The sequence below is a fragment of the Sphingobium sp. FG11 genome (assembly GCF_057809915.1).
In genome coordinates this window covers 235,063-250,976 of record NZ_JBMDKW010000003.1, presented here as the reverse complement: position 1 = coordinate 250,976, position 15,914 = coordinate 235,063, and the positions used below count along the sequence as shown (strand labels likewise).

Here is a 15,914-nt window from a genome sequence, read left to right as displayed (position 1 = left end):
CGCTCCATATATATCGGGCATTCGACACGATGACTCACCTCTCCGATTAATTACGCATGCTTATCGTCATATTGCGCCCTTGTTCAATGGGCGTCTCTCAGGAAAACGCGCTCTATCCGGCGGTTGGATCGAACAATCGGGTTTTTCCATCCCACGCCGCGCCCGCTGCCTTGATCGCGGCGAACAGCCCCAGCACTTCGGGCTTGAGCGCCGCGACTTCGAGGATGATGGCCTCGTCGCCCGACATGTCATAATAAGCGAGTTCCGATCCATCGCCGAAGCGCGCGCCCTGCAACCGGGCGCCCCCCTTCGACAAAATCCATTCCTCCGTTGCCGCAAGGTCTTGGGTAAAGACGCAGAGATGGTGCACGCCCCTGCGCCCGTCGGCCAAAAACTCCTGAAAGATGGAAGGGCCGCGCGGCTCGATCAGTTCGACCATGATCTCGCCCGAATAGGCGATCGCCGCGCCGAATTGCGCGACATGGGCCTGCCCCCGATAATCGCCCGCCGCCACATCGAAGGCAGGAAAAACGAAGAACGGGCCGACGCCCATCACCTGCGTCCACCAGTCGATCGCCATGTCCAGATCGGGCACCATATAGGCGACCTGATTTAATGCTCCATAGGGGGCCTTGCCCATCTTCCGCTCCTGCTTTTTCACGCTTGCAACGCACTGGTTATGATCGCAACCATATGCTAGCATCCTATCTATGCAACCAGAATCGCGCGGGCGGTCGATATTTGCAGGAGAGACGATGCACGCATCACGACCCACGCGCCGGACGGATCGGTCAGCATGGGGGCTGCGCAGGTCGAACTGTTCATTAACGGCGCTTATCGCCCCTTGTATCGAGCAGTTGCGCCCGATCCGGCGGGGGGCATCAGCTTTTCCAGTCGCGGCCTTGACTAAATACAGTTAGCATATAGTAATGATGCATACCAAGATTGCCGGCGTTTCGCCACGATCACGCATGACCCAGGCGGAGGTCCCATGGACATCAAATTTACCGAAGAGCAGGACGCCATTCGCGAAGGCGTCAAGCGGGTGTGCGACCAGTTTACCGACGAATATTGGTCGAAGCTGGATCAGGAAAAAACCTTTCCGTTCGAATTTCACAAGGCGATGGCCGACGCCGGATGGCTCGGCATCACCATGCCCGAAGAACTGGGCGGCGCCAATCTGGGCGTGACCGAGGCGGCCATCATGATGCATGAAGTATCGTGCAGCGCGGGCGGCTATTCCGCCGCATCCACCCTCCATCTCAACATTTTCGGCCCGCATGCCGTCGTCGTGAATGGCACGCCCGAGCAGAAGGAGCGGATGCTAAAGCCCCTGATCGCCGGCACCGATCGCGCCTGTTTCGGCGTGACCGAGCCGGACGCCGGGCTAGACACCACCAGCATCACGACCTTCGCGACCAAAGTGGACGGCGGATACCGGGTCACCGGGCGCAAGATCTGGACGTCATCGGGGCAGGTCGCCAACAAGATGCTGCTGCTGACCCGCACCACGCCCAAGGACCAGTGCAAAAAGCCGACCGACGGCATGACGCTGTTCTACACCGATCTCGACAAATCGCAGATTGAAGTGCGCCGCATCAACAAGATGGGCCGCAACGCGGTCGATTCCAACGCGACCTTCATCGACGATTATTTCATACCTCAAGAAGACCGGATCGGTGAGGAGGGCAAGGGATTCCACTATATCCTGCACAGCCTTAACCCCGAGCGCATCCTCGTCGGCGTCGAGGCGGTCGGCCTTGGCCGGGGCGCCTTGGCGCGGGCGTCGCAATATGCGCGCGAACGCAAGGTATTCGGCCGCTTCATCGGCGAAAATCAGGGCATTCAGCATCCGCTCGCGGAGAATTGGGCCTATCTGGAAAGCGCTTTCTGGATGATCATGCGCGCCGCCAATCTCTACGACAGCGGACTACCCTGCGGCGCGGAAGCCAATGCCGGCAAATTCCTGGGCGGTCGCGCCGCGTTCGACGCCTGTACCCGCGCGGTCATGACGCATGGCGGCATGGGCTATTCGACCGAATATCAGGTCGAGCGCCTGTTCCGCGAATCCATTCTTCTGCGCATCGCGCCGATCACCGAGCAGCTCATCCTGAGCTTCATCGCCGAAAAGGTGCTCGACCTCCCCAAATCATACTGATCCCCCTTCAAAGGAGGCACTTGTGTCCAATTACCCAAAGCCAGATGCGGCGACGCTTCTGGCCATATACAAAAGTGCCGCGCTCATTCGGCTGAATGACGAGCGCGTCATCAAGGAAATGACCGCCGGGCGGCTGATGATGCCCTTTTATTCCACCCAAGGTCAGGAGATTATTCCCTCGGCGGTCGCGGCGAACCTGACCGACGAGGATTACATCTGCACCATCTATCGCGGCACCCACGACATGCTGGCCAAGGGCTTTCCGCTGGAAGCCCTGTGGGGCGAACTGGCCGGTCGCGTGAACGGATCGTGCAAGGGCAAGGGCGGCCCGATGCATCTGACCTACCCGCAAAAGGGAATGATGGTCACGACCGGCATCGTCGGTTCCTCCATGCCGATCGCGGTCGGCCTTGGCTGGGGTGCAAAGCTCAGGGGCAAGGGTCAGGTGTCGGTCGCCAATTTCGGTGACGGCGCGGCCAATATCGGCGCATTCCATGAATCGCTGAACCTGGCGGCACTGTGGGATCTGCCGGTGATCTTCCTGTGCCAGAACAACCGTTATGCCGAACATACCAGCTTCGCCAATTCAACGAGGGTCAAGACCATCTCCATGCGCGCCGCCGGCTATGGCATGGAAGGCGTGACGGTGAACGGCAACGATCCGGACGAAATCTATGGCGCGGTCAGGATCGCGGTCGAGCGCGCCCGCGCCGGCGACGGCCCGACGCTGATCGAGGCGATGACCTTCCGCTTCAACGGCCATCTGGTCGGCGATGCGGCGGGTTATATCCCGCGCGACGAACTGGCGGATTATAAGGAAAACGACCCGGTGCCCGCCCTACGCAAGCGCCTGATCGCCGACGGCATCGCCAGTGACGCCGATCTGTCGGACATCGAAGCGGAGATCAAGGCCGCGATCGAAACGGCGGTGGCCGCCGGTTATGCCGGCGCGCTGCCCGATATCGCCGAACTGAAGCGCGACGTTTTCGCGTATGAACTCGCCTGAGGCCCGCCATGACGAACCCCAAGAAAATGAATATGATCGAGGCCGTCAACGCGGCGCTCCATGCCGCGTGCGAGGCCGATTCCAATGTGCTGGTGCTGGGCGAAGATGTCGCGGATCGTGAAGAAGGCGGCGTCGTCGGCGTCACCCGTGGCCTGTCGACCACGTTCGGCGACGACCGCGTCAAATCAACCCCGATTTCCGAACAGGCGATCATGGGCGCGGCGATCGGCGCTTCGCTGATCGGCTTTCGTCCGGTCGCCGAGATCATGCTGATGAACTTCGTCACCGTCGCGATGGACATGATTACCAACCACGCCGCCAAGCTGCGCTTCATGTCCGGCGGGCAGACGAGCGTTCCGATCGTCATCCGCACGATGACCGGCAGCGGCTTTTCGCAGGGCGGACAGCATAGCGACTTTCTGGAGGCCTGGTTCGCCCATACCCCCGGCATCAAGGTGGTCATGCCGTCCAACCCGTCGGACGCCTATGGCTTGCTGTTATCGGCGATCCGGGATGACGACCCGGTGATGTTCGTCGAGCCGATGGCACTCTACTGGACGCCGGGCGAGGTCGACTTCCAGCCGGTGCCGCTCGGCAAGGCGCGCATCGTGCAGGAAGGCGCGGATGTGACGATCATCTCCTATTCGATCGGCGCTGTGCACGGTGCCGCCGCCGCAGCGGAACTGGCCAAGGAGGGCATCGCCGCCGAGGTCATCGATCTGCGCACGGTTTCGCCCTGGGATCGCGAAACGGTTCTGGCCTCGGTGAAGAAGACGGGCCGCGCGGTCGTCGTCCATGAGGCGGTGAAGGAATATGGCGTCGGCGCGGAAATCTCGTCGGTGATCCACGAGCAATTATGGAGCGACCTCAAGGGTCCGGTACAGCGCGTCGGCGGCGCCTATTCGCCGGTGCCTTTCGCCAAGCCGCTGGAACAGGCGTTCGCGCCCAATGCGGCGTCGATCGTCGCTGCCGTCCGGGCCGCTCTCGCCTGAACCGGATGAGGAAATACACATGATCGAATCGGCCGAAGACGGCAGCTATCTGGTCGAATTGGCCGATGGCGTGCTGCGCCTGTCCTTCAACCGCCCGCAATTTGGCAACGCCATTCCCAAGACGGCGGTGCCGGGCCTGACCGACCTGTTCCGGGTCGCGCAGGCGACGCCGCAGATACGCTGCATATTGGTGCGCGGCGAGGGGAAGATCTTTTCCGCCGGCGGCGACGTCGCCAGCTTTTCCGAATCGATCAAGCAGGATGTCGCAGCGCGGCAGGCCGATTTCGCCCGCCGCCTGCCGCTCGCGCGGGGCCTGATCGAAGCGATCGCCGCGTTCGACCGGCCGATCGTCGCATCGGTGCGCGGCGCGGCGGCGGGGGCGGGCCTCTTCTATCCGCTGGCCGCCGACTATGCGATCGGCGACGAGACGGCGGCTTTCATATTCGCGCACCAGCGGGTCGGCCTGACCCCCGATGGCGGCGTGACGGCGGTGCTGCCGCAGGTGGTCGGCGTGCGCATGGCGCGCATGTTGCTGATGACGGCGGCCAGGGTCGACGCCGCCGAGGCGCTGCGCCTTGGCATATTGCACCGCATCGTCGCGGCCGACGCGCTGGAGGATGAGGCGCTGAAGGTCGCGAAAAGGCTGGCGCGCGCGCCGCAGACCGCGATCCGGCTGGCCAAGACGATGGTCAACGCCTCGCCCGCCCGCACCTTGAGCGAGATTCTCGACAGCGAAACGAACGGCATCGTCGCCTGTGTCGGTGACGATGATTTTGCCGAGGGCGTTACCGCCTTCATGGAAAAGCGCGCGCCCGACTTTCCCTCGACGCGCTGATCGGGCCGGCGAAGGTCGCTTTAACCTTCGAGCAGATACATGGTCGTACGCGCCCCCGCCCGGCGCGCTTTGGCATAGGGCGCATATTCGGGGCTGGCCATGAACTGCCGCACGATGTCGGCGGATGGAAATTCGAGTATCGCCAGCGTGTCCGGGCCGTCACCCTCCCCCTCCAGCCGCTCGGGCAAAAGCGACTTTGCGAGATAGCGCCCGCCCCAGGCGGCGATCATCGCGGGTACGTCGCGGCGATAGGCCCGCGCCCAGCCCATATCGCCATAACGGACTTCGACGACCAGATATGCCGGCATGATGCCTCAAGCCTCGACCGGTTCGAGACGGACGACGGGAATGCGCCGGTCCGCGCGCTTTTGATATTTGGCATAGACGCGATCCTCGGCCACGACCTTGGCCCACGCAACAGCGTAGTCATCGCCATCGAGGATACGCGCGAACGCCCGCACCAGCGGCGCGCCCACGCGGATTTCGCAGGCGGGGTCCGCTTCCAGGTTCAGGAACCAGATCGGATGGTCGGCATTGCCGCCCTTGGACGCGATCACCAGATAGCCGTCGCCATCGTCCAGATAGCGCAACGGCACATGGCGCGGCTCGCCGCTCTTGCGGCCGGTGCTCGTCAGCAGCAGCGTGGGAACCAGCCGGGGCGTGCCGACCGGCGTCGCGTCCCACATATGGGCGGCCGCCGGATCGGTCAGGTGCAACTTGATATGCGCGGCGATGATCCGGTTGATGTCGGCCGGGATGTCATTGAATGGGGGTACGGACATGGGTTTGGCAAATTTATCGGGCTGGAGCGGGCCGCGCGGGAAGCGCCAGCAGCACGAGGGTCAGGACGATCGGCGCAAAGCCCAATGTGAGGCCCATCGCGGGAATGGGGGCGAAACCCGTCGCCCTGATCGTCAATATGCTCCAACTCGCTACCGCCAGTGCAGCGAGGGCCGCGAACACCCGCAACGGCGCGGGGATCGTCACCGGGGGCAGGCTCCCCGCATGCCGTCCGAGGAAGAAGCGATGCCAGTCGCCATCGGACTGCCATACGGCGCGCAGCACATAGACGCCGACGATGATATTGCCCCACCACATCACCATCCACACCCAGGCGATGGTGTCGATCACCCGTCCGCCCCGTTCGCGCAGGATGATCCACCCGCACATGAAGAACAGGCCGGTGACGAGGTCATTATTGATGAACAACTGCCAAGGGTTCGACGCTCCGGCGGCGAACGTGTCGAAGCCGACGCCATGATCCATGCCGTCATGGATGAGGATATTGGCCATCAGCATGCTCATGATCGCGATCACGAGCCAGCCCAATATGCGCGGCGCCGTCATGTCTTTCCCCTCGATACTTTACGGGCCTATGTGCGGCTTTGCCCCATCCGCCAGACATAGTCGTTCCAATGGACTTCCTGGCTTTCGCCAAAGCCGGTCCGACCATTCCAGTCCCATTTCACAAGGCCCAGGTGACAGGTAGTGTTCGACCAGCCGCCCCATTCGGTCTGCGCGATCAGTTCGCCGGTGATATGATAGGCATCGCCCCGGTCGTCCTCGAAACTATAGTCGTGGGTAACCGGGCTGTTCCGGTCGCCGCGCCGCGTGGTCAGCTTCGACGATTTGACCACGCGCCGCTGCTCGCCGTTCACCACGACCCAGCCATCGTTGAAGATGCGCGCCGGAACCGGCATCACGCCGATCCAGTCGGGATGGCGATCGGGGTCGTCATGCGACCCGACGTTGAAGGCGAAATCTTCGCCGAACGTGCCCGTGACCCAGGTATAAGGCGGCGCGGGATTATGATTTTCCGGGCGCGGTTCGGCCCAGCTACGGTCGCGGACCGGCAGACAGTCGACCTTGTAGCTCTTGCCGCGCAGGATCAGTTCGCCGGTGGCGTGCATCACCTGTTCGAAATGCTTGTTGTTCGCGCGCATGATCGGCACGCCCACCGCGCGCAGATCGACATTCACGCTGGTTTCGCGCTGCGGATCGTCGAAGGTCAGGCGGACATGGTTGAGCGGGTCGACGGCCTGTGCGCGGAAACTGTTGGGAAGATGGATGTCGCTGCCATCGCCGACGACGCTCATCGACATATAGTCGCGATATTCGAACAGCTCGCATTCCAGATGGCTGGCTTTGAGCCCCTGATAGATGAACAGCCCCGACGACACGACCTTGAGCGTCGGGTGGACCCAGCAATAGGCGAAGCAATTGATCGCGGCCTCGGCGACGTGGAAGTTCCAGAACCATGTTTCGGTGAGCGAGTCGACCGGCTCACCGGTGCCGTGGAAAAACTCGTCTCCCGGCTGGTGCTGGCCGAAGCCCAGGCCCAGATTGCTGTTCCAGTCGGTATCCGACATCCACTTCTCCATCCTGCATGCCGCTATTTTCTTAATGCGATGATAGGATGCTCGCACATGATATGCTAGCAAATTGTGACGATGGACGCAGCCCCGGCGATCGGCACGACCGTTTTAAAAACTGGCCCTCTTGAAACAGTCGGGCGACCGGCGTAACGTATTCTAGCATACGAATAAGCTTCGAGGAGAGCATCATGGCAACCGGCTCGCGCGACAGATTGCGCGGATATGGCAGCGCTGACCGTCCGCTGCTGAGCGAATTGTGGGAGCGCGATTCGATGGGCCCGAACGCGGCCATGGCCGAGCGCGGCGATTATGAGCCGGACAACCGGCAGATCGACTATAAATGCTATCATGATCCTGCTTTCTTCAAGCTGGAGCTGGACAAAATCTGGTCGAAACAATGGCTGTTCGCCTGCCGCGAAGAGGATATTCCGCAGGTCGGCGATCGCGTGCCGTTTCAGGTTGGTCCCCACGGCTATTTCATCGTGCGGTCCGCGCCGGAGGATTTCCGCGCTTTCCATAATAGCTGCCTGCATCGCGGCACCACATTATGCGCGAAAAAGGAGTCCGCCGAAACGATCCGCTGCCCCTATCACGCGTGGGAATGGAATATAGACGGGCGCTTGAAGCGCATCCCGAGCCACTGGGACTTTCCCGACATCACGCGCCTGAACGGATCGCTGCCGGAGGTGAAGCTGGAGCGCTGGGGCGGGTTCATCTTCATCAACGCGGACAGGAATGCGCCCCCGCTGGCCGACGCGCTTGGTCCGATGCCGGAGCATTTTCGGGAGTTCGCACCGGAAAAACGCTATACCAAGGCGCGGTTCCGCAAGCTGGTGCACGCCAACTGGAAAACGACGCAGGAAGCCTTTCAGGAATCCTACCATGTCTACGCCACGCACCCCGAAGGCGTGCCGTTCACCGGGGACAGCCAGTCGCAATATGATATCTTCATGACGCCGATGGGCGCGGTCGGTCGCGAGGCAGTGCCATCGGCGGTGCCGAGCATGCATGCAGAAGCCTCCGCCACCGCGGCGGCCGCCGGCATGGCCTTCGCGCAGGTGCAGCAAATCTGGCACTATCCCGATGCGACCATGCCCGAGATCGATCCCCAGGGCGATATCCGCGCTCAAGTCGGCCAATGGGCGCGCGAGACTTACGAAGGGGCTTATGGCCGACCCACGCGCCAGCCCGACGCGGTGATGGTCGATAGCTCGCTCTATTTCCTCTACCCGCACTTCACCCTGTGGCTGTCGGAAGCAGTGCCGTTCGTCTACCAGTTCCTGCCGCACGAGACGGACCCCGATTATTGCTATTTCGATGTCCGTCTGCTGATGCCCTATGCCGAGGGGCAGCCCCGGCCCCCTGCGGCCGAAGCGATCGAGATCGGCGAGCATGAAAGCATCGCGCAGATGGCGCCCGCCTATAGTTTCCTGGGGCTGATCTTCGATCAGGATATGAGCAACCTGCCGCTGGTGCAGCGTGGCCTGAAGGCCGCCGACCCGGCAGCGCCGCATTCGCGGCTGGGCTCCTATCAGGAGGGGCTGATCCAGACCTGGCATGCACTGATCGATCGCGACATCGCACTCTGATCGTCATGCTTTTCAGGAAGGGCGCGGTCTGTTCCGCCGCGCCCTTCCTGTGTCAGCGCATGACGCGTCGGGCGAAATTCTCGACATATTTTTTCTTGTCGTCGAAGGACGAGCGCAGCACGCCCAGCGCATGGTCGATCGGCCCGACATGATGCTGCGTCACGCCAAGATCGGCCGCGCGCTTATACTCGTCCAGCGACGGTAACGAGCCGTCCGCGTTACGGGCAAGGCCGACCATATAGTCGAAGGGTTCATCCAGCCGTCCCGCCTGCGACCGCCCTTCGTCGATAAGCGCGATCTGGCCGGGCAGGTCGGCGAGCTTCGACGTCATGCCCATCCAGCCGTCGGCGATCTGGCCGGTTCGCCGCAGCGCCGCCGGGGCGATCGACCCCATATAGACGGGGATCGGCTTTTCGGGTCGCGGCTCGGCGAAAGTGGCGGGGAAGTCGAAGAAGCGGCCATGATAGTCGACCGGACCCGGCCCCCAGAGCTTGCGCAATATATCGATCATCTCGACGGTACGTGGCACGCGGGTTTCCCATGGCACGCCTGCCAGATCATATTCATCGCGCATCCAGCCGCTGCCCACGCCCATGACGAAGCGGTCCCCGCTGATCCGCGCCAGCGTGCCCGCCGCCTTCGCGACCAGGAAGGGGTTGGTGCGGTTGGCGAGAACCATGATGCAGCTGCCAAAGCGCAACCGGCTGGTGCGCGCCAGCACCGCGCCGCCGAATGCGAAGAGGTCCGGGAAGACATAGTCCATCGGCAGCGGCGCGCGCTCATTGGGGTCCTGATTGCCCGAACCCGTCGGCATGAACCAGTGGTCGTCGCCCAACACGCCCTCGAACCCGAGCCGTTCGGCCATGACGGCCAGTTCCAGCCCCTGTTCTGGCGGCGTATTATGAATGTGCAGCCAATAGTTCATGCCCGTCTTTCCATAAAAAAGGGGGCGGCCAGCAACTGACCGCCCCCATCGCGTTTCATGCGAATTTCAGCTTTCAGAACTTGAAGACCAGCTCGCCGCCATAGGTGCGCGGCGCGCCCGGAGCGGAGGAGAAGGCCGAACCCGAAGCCTGGGCATAATAGTTGAGGTTATATTTGCGGTTCGTGAGGTTCTTGACCCAGGCGCGCAGCGTCACATGCTCAAGCGAAGCAGGCGTGAAACCGATCGCTCCGTCGACCAGGATACGAACAGGTTCCTTGATCAGATTGTCGGCATCCCAGTTGAACTTGCTGGAATAGTTGAGGGATGCGTCGAAATCGAAGGTTCCGGTGCCATCGACCTCATGCGTGTAGTTGACCGCAGCGGTGCCCTTCCACTTCGACGCATAGGGCATGCGATTGCCCGAGCAGTTGGCGACAAGCTGGTCGAGATTGCCCGGCGCGACCGTGGAGTAGGCATAGGTCGGGCAACCCTGGAAGTCGCGGAAGCGCGCGTCGAGATAGCTGCCCGCAAGCCGAAGCGTCAGCCCCTGCGCCGGCGCCACGGTCAGGTCGAACTCCGCGCCCTTGGTCCGCGCCGAACCCGCGTTCGTCAGGAAGACGAGGCCGTTGCGTTGCGCCTGCACCTGCGGATTGGAAATATCATTCCAGAACAGGGCGACGTTCAGACGGACGAGTCGATCGAACAGCTCCGACTTGATGCCGACTTCATAGGCGTCGATGACCTCGGGCTGGAGCGCCGCATTGTCCAGCGGCAGCGTGTTGAACGTGCCCGCCTTATAACCGCGGCTGATGTTCGCATAGACCATCGCGTCCTCGCCGAGCTTCTGATCGATGGTTCCCTTGAAGGTGAACTTCTTGAACTTCTTCTCATGGTCGGGGTTGACGCCGTCGACGATGGTGCGGCCACGCGCTCCGCCAAAGTCATTGGTCGCATCGAACTTCTGGGTGTTCAGGGTGACGGCGCCGGGACCGAATACACCCGGCAGGAAGGTGACGTTGGTCTCGCCATCGCCCCGCACCTTGTCGATCGTGTAGCGAGCGCCCAGCGTGATATTGGTCGTCTCGGTCACCGGATAGGTCAACTGACCGAAGGCGGCGTGAGAAATGACCTTCTGCTTGCCAATGATGTCGATCTGTCGAATACCCAGGCCCTCGACGGCCGGTCCGTGGATCGTCGTCGGGTTAAAGCCGCCATCGGCATTCAGATAATAGAGACCGGCGATCCAGTTCACCTTCGAACTTGCCTTCGATTTCAGCTGGAACTCCTGCGAGATCTGTTTGTCGATAACGTTCAGGTCGTAGCGAGCCCAGTCATAGGGGGAATAGTTACCCGCGGACGCATAAAGCTCATCCGCCTTGCGATAGGCCGTGATGCTGACGATGTCGGCGAAGCCCATTTCATAATCGACGCGGCCCGAGAAGCCATAGCCTTCCGAACTGTCATACATTTTCTGCGTATCGCCCAGGGCGACGTCGTAAAAGCCGAGCGGCGGCAGGACCTGCGACGGGATCGGGAAGACTCCCGGCAGGTTGGCGAAACCGTTGTGCGCGCCATCGGGCGTACCGCCGACGGTGCCGGGGAAAGGCCGGCTGTAGATGCCGATCTCGCTCCGGCTTTTCTCATAATAGCCAATCAGCTTGAGCGACAGCGTGTCGGTCGGCTGCCACAATATCTTGCCGCGCGTGCTAAAGCTGCGGCCCTTCCAATAATCCTCGCCGCCTGCCTTATAGCCCTTGGACGTGTCGAGCGGATCGACCAGGCGCTTGTTCCGGCCCCATCCCTTATCCTGATTATGATAGCTGACCGACAGGTTTGCCGCCAAGCTATCGGTAATCGGCATGTTGCCGTAGAATTTGCCATCCATGGTCTGGAAATTACCGTAGCCCAGGCGCGCTTCCATCGCGGGCGTGAATTCGGGGTCCTTGGTGTAGATCGAGATAACGCCGCCGCTGGCGTTACGGCCGAACAGCGTGCCTTGCGGGCCTTTCAGAACCTCGACGCGCGCAATGCTCGCAAGATCGAAGAAAGGAAAAGCGGCGCGCACGAAGTAGACGTCGTCGATATAAACGGGAACGCTGGCTTCGTTGCCGGCAGTGGTCACGGGGTTGCCGATGCCGCGGATGAAGGTCGTGACCGTCCCGGTCGAATGGCCGATCTGGAGCGCGGGATCGACGCGGTTGAGTTCCTGAACCGTCCCGATGCCCTGCGACGCCAATTTCTCGCCGGAAATGGCGGTCACGCTGAGCGGGGTATCCTGAACGTTTTCAGCGCGTTTCTGGGCGGTGACGACGATATCCTCGAGACCCACATTCTGGGCCTGCGCAGACTGGGCGACGCCGGTCACAGCGGTGAGCGCCGCGCATGACAAAAGAGCTGCGCGGAATCCGCGATAATGCTGAAGCTGGAACATGTGAGACATTTTTCCTCCCCTGTGATCGGGTAAACTGACACGCACTTGAGGGCGCTTTATTATCGGGCGAACAGGCCGGGCCGATGACCGGACCGGCCGCGTTCGCCTGTCGAACGACAGAAACTATGCCTACCATATGTATGAATATGGGCCTGCATGTTACCGTATGCATGCACACTTATATCCGATGATTTTCCCGGTCAATGGCGTCGTGGGAATATCGCCGTTTTACGATAAAATTTCGGCCCCCGTGGCTCAAATGCCGCACAGGTGACGGCGTCACGTCCTGCCCAATATGTCCAGCCACCAGCCCGGAAGGTCCGGCAAGTCCTTACTGACCGAATCAGGGAAGTCGGGCGCGCGCTTGTCGAGAAAACTGCTGACCCCTTCGCCCACATCCTTGGCACGGCTGCGCGTATAAATACCGCGGCTCTCAACCCGATGCGCGTCGAACGGATGCGCCATGCCAAGGCCTCGCCAGAGCATCTGACGAGTCATCGCCACTGAAACGGGCGCCGTATTAAAGGCAATCGCGCGCACCAGTTCATGCGCGGCGGGCAACAGATCGTCGGGTGCATGAAGGCTGCGCACCAGCCCCGCCTCCAGCGCCGAAACCGTCGCGCCGGTGTCGTCCATTCGAGCGCGCGGGCGATGCCGACAATGCGCGGCAGGAACCAGGTCGACGCCGATTCGGGCACGATGCCCCGCCGCGTGAAGGGCAGGACGAATTTTGCGGTGGTCGAGGCCAGCCGGAAATCCGCCGCCAGCGCCATGGTGACGCCCATCCCCGCCGCTGGCCCGTTGAACGCGGCAATAATGGGCTTGTGGCTGTCGAACAGACGCAGCGTGATCAGGCCGCCGAAGTCGCGTGTTTGCGGGTCGGACCAGTCGACCGGACCTTCGTCCGTACCGCCCGCCGCCCCGCCCGACAGCGAGGATTGCCCCGGCGACAGGTCCGCCCCGGCGCAGAAAGCGCGACCCGCGCCCGTCAGGATGATCGCCCGCACGGCGTCATCCGCATCCGCCGCGTCGAGCAGCGCGACCAGATCGCCGGCCATCGATCGTGAAAACGCATTCAGCCTGTCGGGACGATCGAAGGTGATGACTGCGGCGGAACCTTCGCGCTCATAACGAAAACCATCGGGTGCCACGGTCATTATTCAGGCGCCAGCAACTTGCCGATCTCGACATTGGCAAGGCCCTCCTCCCCCGTCGCCTCGCAGCGGACATGGCACATATTCTCGACATTGAGGTAGGTTTGCGCACCCGGCTTCTGCGATTGCAACGGCAGGCGGGCAAAGGCGCCGCCGACATCGGCGACCAGCGTGAAAGGCTCGTTGCTAAAGGTCGTGGTGCGAAAGATCACCTTGTCGGGCATCCCCTCCGGCCCCTCGCCGACATTCTCGATTTCAAGTGTGCGGATCGCCTCATTGCCTTCCGGCAACGCGATATAGCCTTCGGCGGTCATGCTGCCCGGACGCAATATATTGCGCACGCGGAACAGGTGAAAGCCCTTGGTCGGGAAGTTGAAGAAGGACCAGTTGTGGTCCAGCGTCATATGGTCGTTGCGCATGCCCCAGCTATGGTCGCGATAGCCCGAACCGTCGACATCGATGGATGTACCGGCCCATTCCCCCGACTTGAAGCTCACATTGCCCGTGGCGTTCATGCACTGGCCCTGATGGCGGAAGCTGTTGCGTTCGAACGCGGTGTTTTCCGACACCGAAAACCAGTCGGGATTGACGTCGGCGCACGCCTGAAAATCGAACAAATGCATCCGGCGGCTGAAATTGAGGACGGCCGAGACATGCTCGTCCTCATATTCGATGCGAAATTCCGCCTGGGGTTTCAGGAAGTTGAGCGTCAGGCCGCCATATTTCAAGATCTTCTGATGTTCGAAGGGCGACGGCAGCGGCACTTCCTTGCCGGCGATCAGCTTTTGCCCCTTGTGCAGCACGACGAACGACATGAACGCGCGGTCATAGGTCGGCTCGGCTGTGCAGTGCGCGAGGCAGCAGATATCCCGCTCCGGGTCCATGAAAACCCAGAAATAATTTTCCTTCCAGCGCAGCCATGCGCGCGTGGGGACGGTATGGGGGTAATCCTCGTGCAGCAGCATGGCTTGCTCTCCTGACCTGTCGTCGCTATATCATTTAGGTATACTAGCATACGATGTGAATGCAATCTTAGTTCCGCTTGCTGTCGGGCGGTTTGATCCCTTAAGATGCGCCAAAATGGTAGGAATGAATATGGCGCGCAAAAAAGTTGACGAAAACAGCGAACAGGTAAACCGGCCGGTGGTGAAGCCTTTTCGCTTTGGGTTTTTGGTCCATGACGTATCGCGGATGCGTCGGACTTTGTTTGACGAGGTGATGAAATCGCGCGGCGTCACGCGGTCGCAATGGTCGGTGCTGGCGAACCTGACGCGCGCCGAACGCAATGACGGCATGATGCAGGTCGATCTGTCGCGCATCATGGATGTGGGCAAGGTGACGATCGGCGGGCTGATCGACCGGCTCGAAAGCGCGGGGCTGGTGGAAAGGCGGCTGGACGCCAACGATCGCCGGGCGCGCCGCGTGTTCATCACCGACAAGGGGTATGAGGTGATCGCCGAAATGCAGAAGGCGGGGACCAAGCTGAACAAGTCGATCCTCAAGGGCGTGTCGGCCGAACATATGCGCATCACCGAAAATGCGCTGGCGACGGTCAAGGCCAATATCCGGCAGCTGCTGCTGGAGGAATAAGCCGTTTCCGCGCCGGCCGAAAGGAAGTCCGTGTCTCAAGGACGATATTACCGACTGGACATCGACCGCGGCGTCGCAACGGTCGTCATCGATCGCCCTGACCGGATGAATGCGCTTCATCCGGCCGCGCATCATGAATTATCGGACCTGTTTGATGATCTGCCGACCCGGCCGGACGTGCGGATTATCATCGTCACCGGCAGCGGCGACCGCGCCTTTTGCGCCGGCTATGACCTCAAGGACAATCTGGAAACCGGCGTGATGGAGATTGCGTCTACCGGCTTTGCGGGTTTCAATGGCCGCATGCGCTACCCGCTGCCCGTCATCGCGGCGGTGAACGGCATGGCGCTGGGCGGCGGTTTCGAACTGGCACTCGCCTGCGACTTCATCATTGCGGCCGATACAGCAACGTTCGCGCTGCCCGAACCCAGGGTCGGCTGGGCAGCGCTGGGCGGCGGTATCCAGCGCCTTCCCCGCGCGGTGGGTATGAAGCGGGCGATGGACATCATCCTGACCGGACGGACCGTGGCTGCCGCCGAGGCGCTGGCGATCGGGCTGGTGAGCGAGGTCGTCCCCGGCGCGGAGTTGATGGCGGTCGCACGGCGCTGGGCGGCCGACATCGTCGCCTGCGCGCCGATCGCGATTCGTGCGTCGAAAGAGGTCGCCTATGGGGCGTTCGACCTGCCGGACCTGGCTTCCGCGCTGGACATGGACAATTTTCCGATCTCACACGCGGTCATGCAGAGCCGGGACGCCATCGAAGGCAAACGCGCCTTCCTCGAACGACGCGCGCCATGCTGGACCGGAACATAAGGGAGGCAGCGCCTGTGGCAGAGAATATCGAGATCGTACGAGACTT

General features: G+C 61.9%; 17 protein-coding genes. 7 read left to right on the top strand and 10 right to left on the bottom strand.

From position 1 onward, the window contains the following. Positions 1 to 112: 112 nt before the first annotated feature. Entirely contained in the window at positions 113 to 640 is a 528-nt protein-coding gene (locus ACODSN_RS04180) for a VOC family protein (RefSeq protein WP_489053373.1), read from the bottom strand. A gap of 351 nt (positions 641 to 991) precedes the next feature. On the opposite strand from ACODSN_RS04180, the gene ACODSN_RS04175 reads away from it, so the two are divergent. The 4 genes from ACODSN_RS04175 to ACODSN_RS04160 are packed head-to-tail and all read left to right on the top strand — an operon-like array spanning position 992 to position 4,991. Then, complete coding sequence (locus ACODSN_RS04175) at positions 992 to 2,158, top strand: acyl-CoA dehydrogenase family protein (RefSeq protein ID WP_489053372.1); 1,167 nt, start codon at positions 992 to 994, stop codon at positions 2,156 to 2,158. Positions 2,159 to 2,180: 22 nt separating this feature from the next. Then, positions 2,181 to 3,164, top strand: a complete 984-nt coding sequence (locus tag ACODSN_RS04170; RefSeq protein ID WP_489053370.1) for a thiamine pyrophosphate-dependent dehydrogenase E1 component subunit alpha — start codon at positions 2,181 to 2,183, stop codon at positions 3,162 to 3,164. 32 nt (positions 3,165 to 3,196) lie between these two features. Further along, positions 3,197 to 4,156 (top strand): alpha-ketoacid dehydrogenase subunit beta, encoded by a 960-nt coding sequence (locus tag ACODSN_RS04165; RefSeq protein WP_489053369.1) that lies wholly within the window; start codon positions 3,197 to 3,199, stop codon positions 4,154 to 4,156. Between the two features lie 19 nt (positions 4,157 to 4,175). Then, the gene (locus tag ACODSN_RS04160) at positions 4,176 to 4,991 is read left to right on the top strand and encodes an enoyl-CoA hydratase/isomerase family protein (protein WP_489053368.1); all 816 of its coding nucleotides are present in this window, start codon (positions 4,176 to 4,178) and stop codon (positions 4,989 to 4,991) included. A 20-nt stretch (positions 4,992 to 5,011) separates the two neighbouring features. On the opposite strand, the gene ACODSN_RS04155 is transcribed toward ACODSN_RS04160, so the two are convergent. From ACODSN_RS04155 to ACODSN_RS04140, 4 genes are read right to left on the bottom strand one after another with little or no spacing between them, the layout of a single operon-like run. Continuing rightward, positions 5,012 to 5,299 carry a DUF1330 domain-containing protein gene (locus ACODSN_RS04155; RefSeq protein ID WP_489053367.1) on the bottom strand — a complete coding sequence of 96 codons (288 nt, stop codon included), beginning with the start codon at positions 5,297 to 5,299 and terminating at the stop codon, positions 5,012 to 5,014. Between the two features lie 6 nt (positions 5,300 to 5,305). After that, entirely contained in the window at positions 5,306 to 5,773 is a 468-nt protein-coding gene (locus ACODSN_RS04150; protein WP_489053366.1) for a nitroreductase/quinone reductase family protein, read from the bottom strand. Between the two features lie 13 nt (positions 5,774 to 5,786). Beyond that, positions 5,787 to 6,338: a hypothetical protein gene (locus ACODSN_RS04145; protein WP_489053365.1), complete on the bottom strand. Its 552-nt coding sequence runs from the start codon at positions 6,336 to 6,338 to the stop codon at positions 5,787 to 5,789. Between the two features lie 26 nt (positions 6,339 to 6,364). Further along, complete coding sequence (locus tag ACODSN_RS04140; protein ID WP_489053363.1) at positions 6,365 to 7,360, bottom strand: DUF7064 domain-containing protein; 996 nt, start codon at positions 7,358 to 7,360, stop codon at positions 6,365 to 6,367. A 194-nt stretch (positions 7,361 to 7,554) separates the two neighbouring features. Between ACODSN_RS04140 and ACODSN_RS04135 the strand changes: the two genes are divergently transcribed. Further along, positions 7,555 to 8,955, top strand: a complete 1,401-nt coding sequence (locus ACODSN_RS04135) for an aromatic ring-hydroxylating oxygenase subunit alpha (RefSeq protein WP_489053362.1) — start codon at positions 7,555 to 7,557, stop codon at positions 8,953 to 8,955. Between the two features lie 52 nt (positions 8,956 to 9,007). Here ACODSN_RS04135 and ACODSN_RS04130 read toward each other — a convergent pair whose 3' ends face one another. The 5 genes from ACODSN_RS04130 to ACODSN_RS04110 all read right to left on the bottom strand — a co-directional run bounded on the left by ACODSN_RS04130 (position 9,008) and on the right by ACODSN_RS04110 (position 14,430). Then, the gene (locus ACODSN_RS04130) at positions 9,008 to 9,880 is read right to left on the bottom strand and encodes an LLM class flavin-dependent oxidoreductase (protein WP_489053361.1); all 873 of its coding nucleotides are present in this window, start codon (positions 9,878 to 9,880) and stop codon (positions 9,008 to 9,010) included. Between the two features lie 73 nt (positions 9,881 to 9,953). Then, positions 9,954 to 12,320: a TonB-dependent receptor gene (locus ACODSN_RS04125; RefSeq protein ID WP_489053359.1), complete on the bottom strand. Its 2,367-nt coding sequence runs from the start codon at positions 12,318 to 12,320 to the stop codon at positions 9,954 to 9,956. A gap of 270 nt (positions 12,321 to 12,590) precedes the next feature. Beyond that, on the bottom strand, positions 12,591 to 12,797 hold the full coding sequence (locus ACODSN_RS04120) for a hypothetical protein (protein WP_489053358.1): 207 nt from the start codon (positions 12,795 to 12,797) through the stop codon (positions 12,591 to 12,593). Between the two features lie 8 nt (positions 12,798 to 12,805). Then, positions 12,806 to 13,468 (bottom strand): enoyl-CoA hydratase-related protein, encoded by a 663-nt coding sequence (locus ACODSN_RS04115; RefSeq protein ID WP_489053357.1) that lies wholly within the window; start codon positions 13,466 to 13,468, stop codon positions 12,806 to 12,808. Continuing rightward, positions 13,468 to 14,430, bottom strand: a complete 963-nt coding sequence (locus ACODSN_RS04110) for a DUF7064 domain-containing protein (protein WP_489053355.1) — start codon at positions 14,428 to 14,430, stop codon at positions 13,468 to 13,470. Before ACODSN_RS04110 ends, ACODSN_RS04115 begins: the two co-directional genes overlap by 1 nt. Before the next feature lie 130 nt (positions 14,431 to 14,560). Here ACODSN_RS04110 and ACODSN_RS04105 point away from each other — a divergent pair, with 130 nt between their 5' ends. Next, the gene (locus ACODSN_RS04105) at positions 14,561 to 15,055 is read left to right on the top strand and encodes a MarR family winged helix-turn-helix transcriptional regulator (protein ID WP_489053353.1); all 495 of its coding nucleotides are present in this window, start codon (positions 14,561 to 14,563) and stop codon (positions 15,053 to 15,055) included. Between the two features lie 30 nt (positions 15,056 to 15,085). Then, positions 15,086 to 15,868: an enoyl-CoA hydratase-related protein gene (locus ACODSN_RS04100; protein WP_489053351.1), complete on the top strand. Its 783-nt coding sequence runs from the start codon at positions 15,086 to 15,088 to the stop codon at positions 15,866 to 15,868. Positions 15,869 to 15,914: the final 46 nt, after the last annotated feature.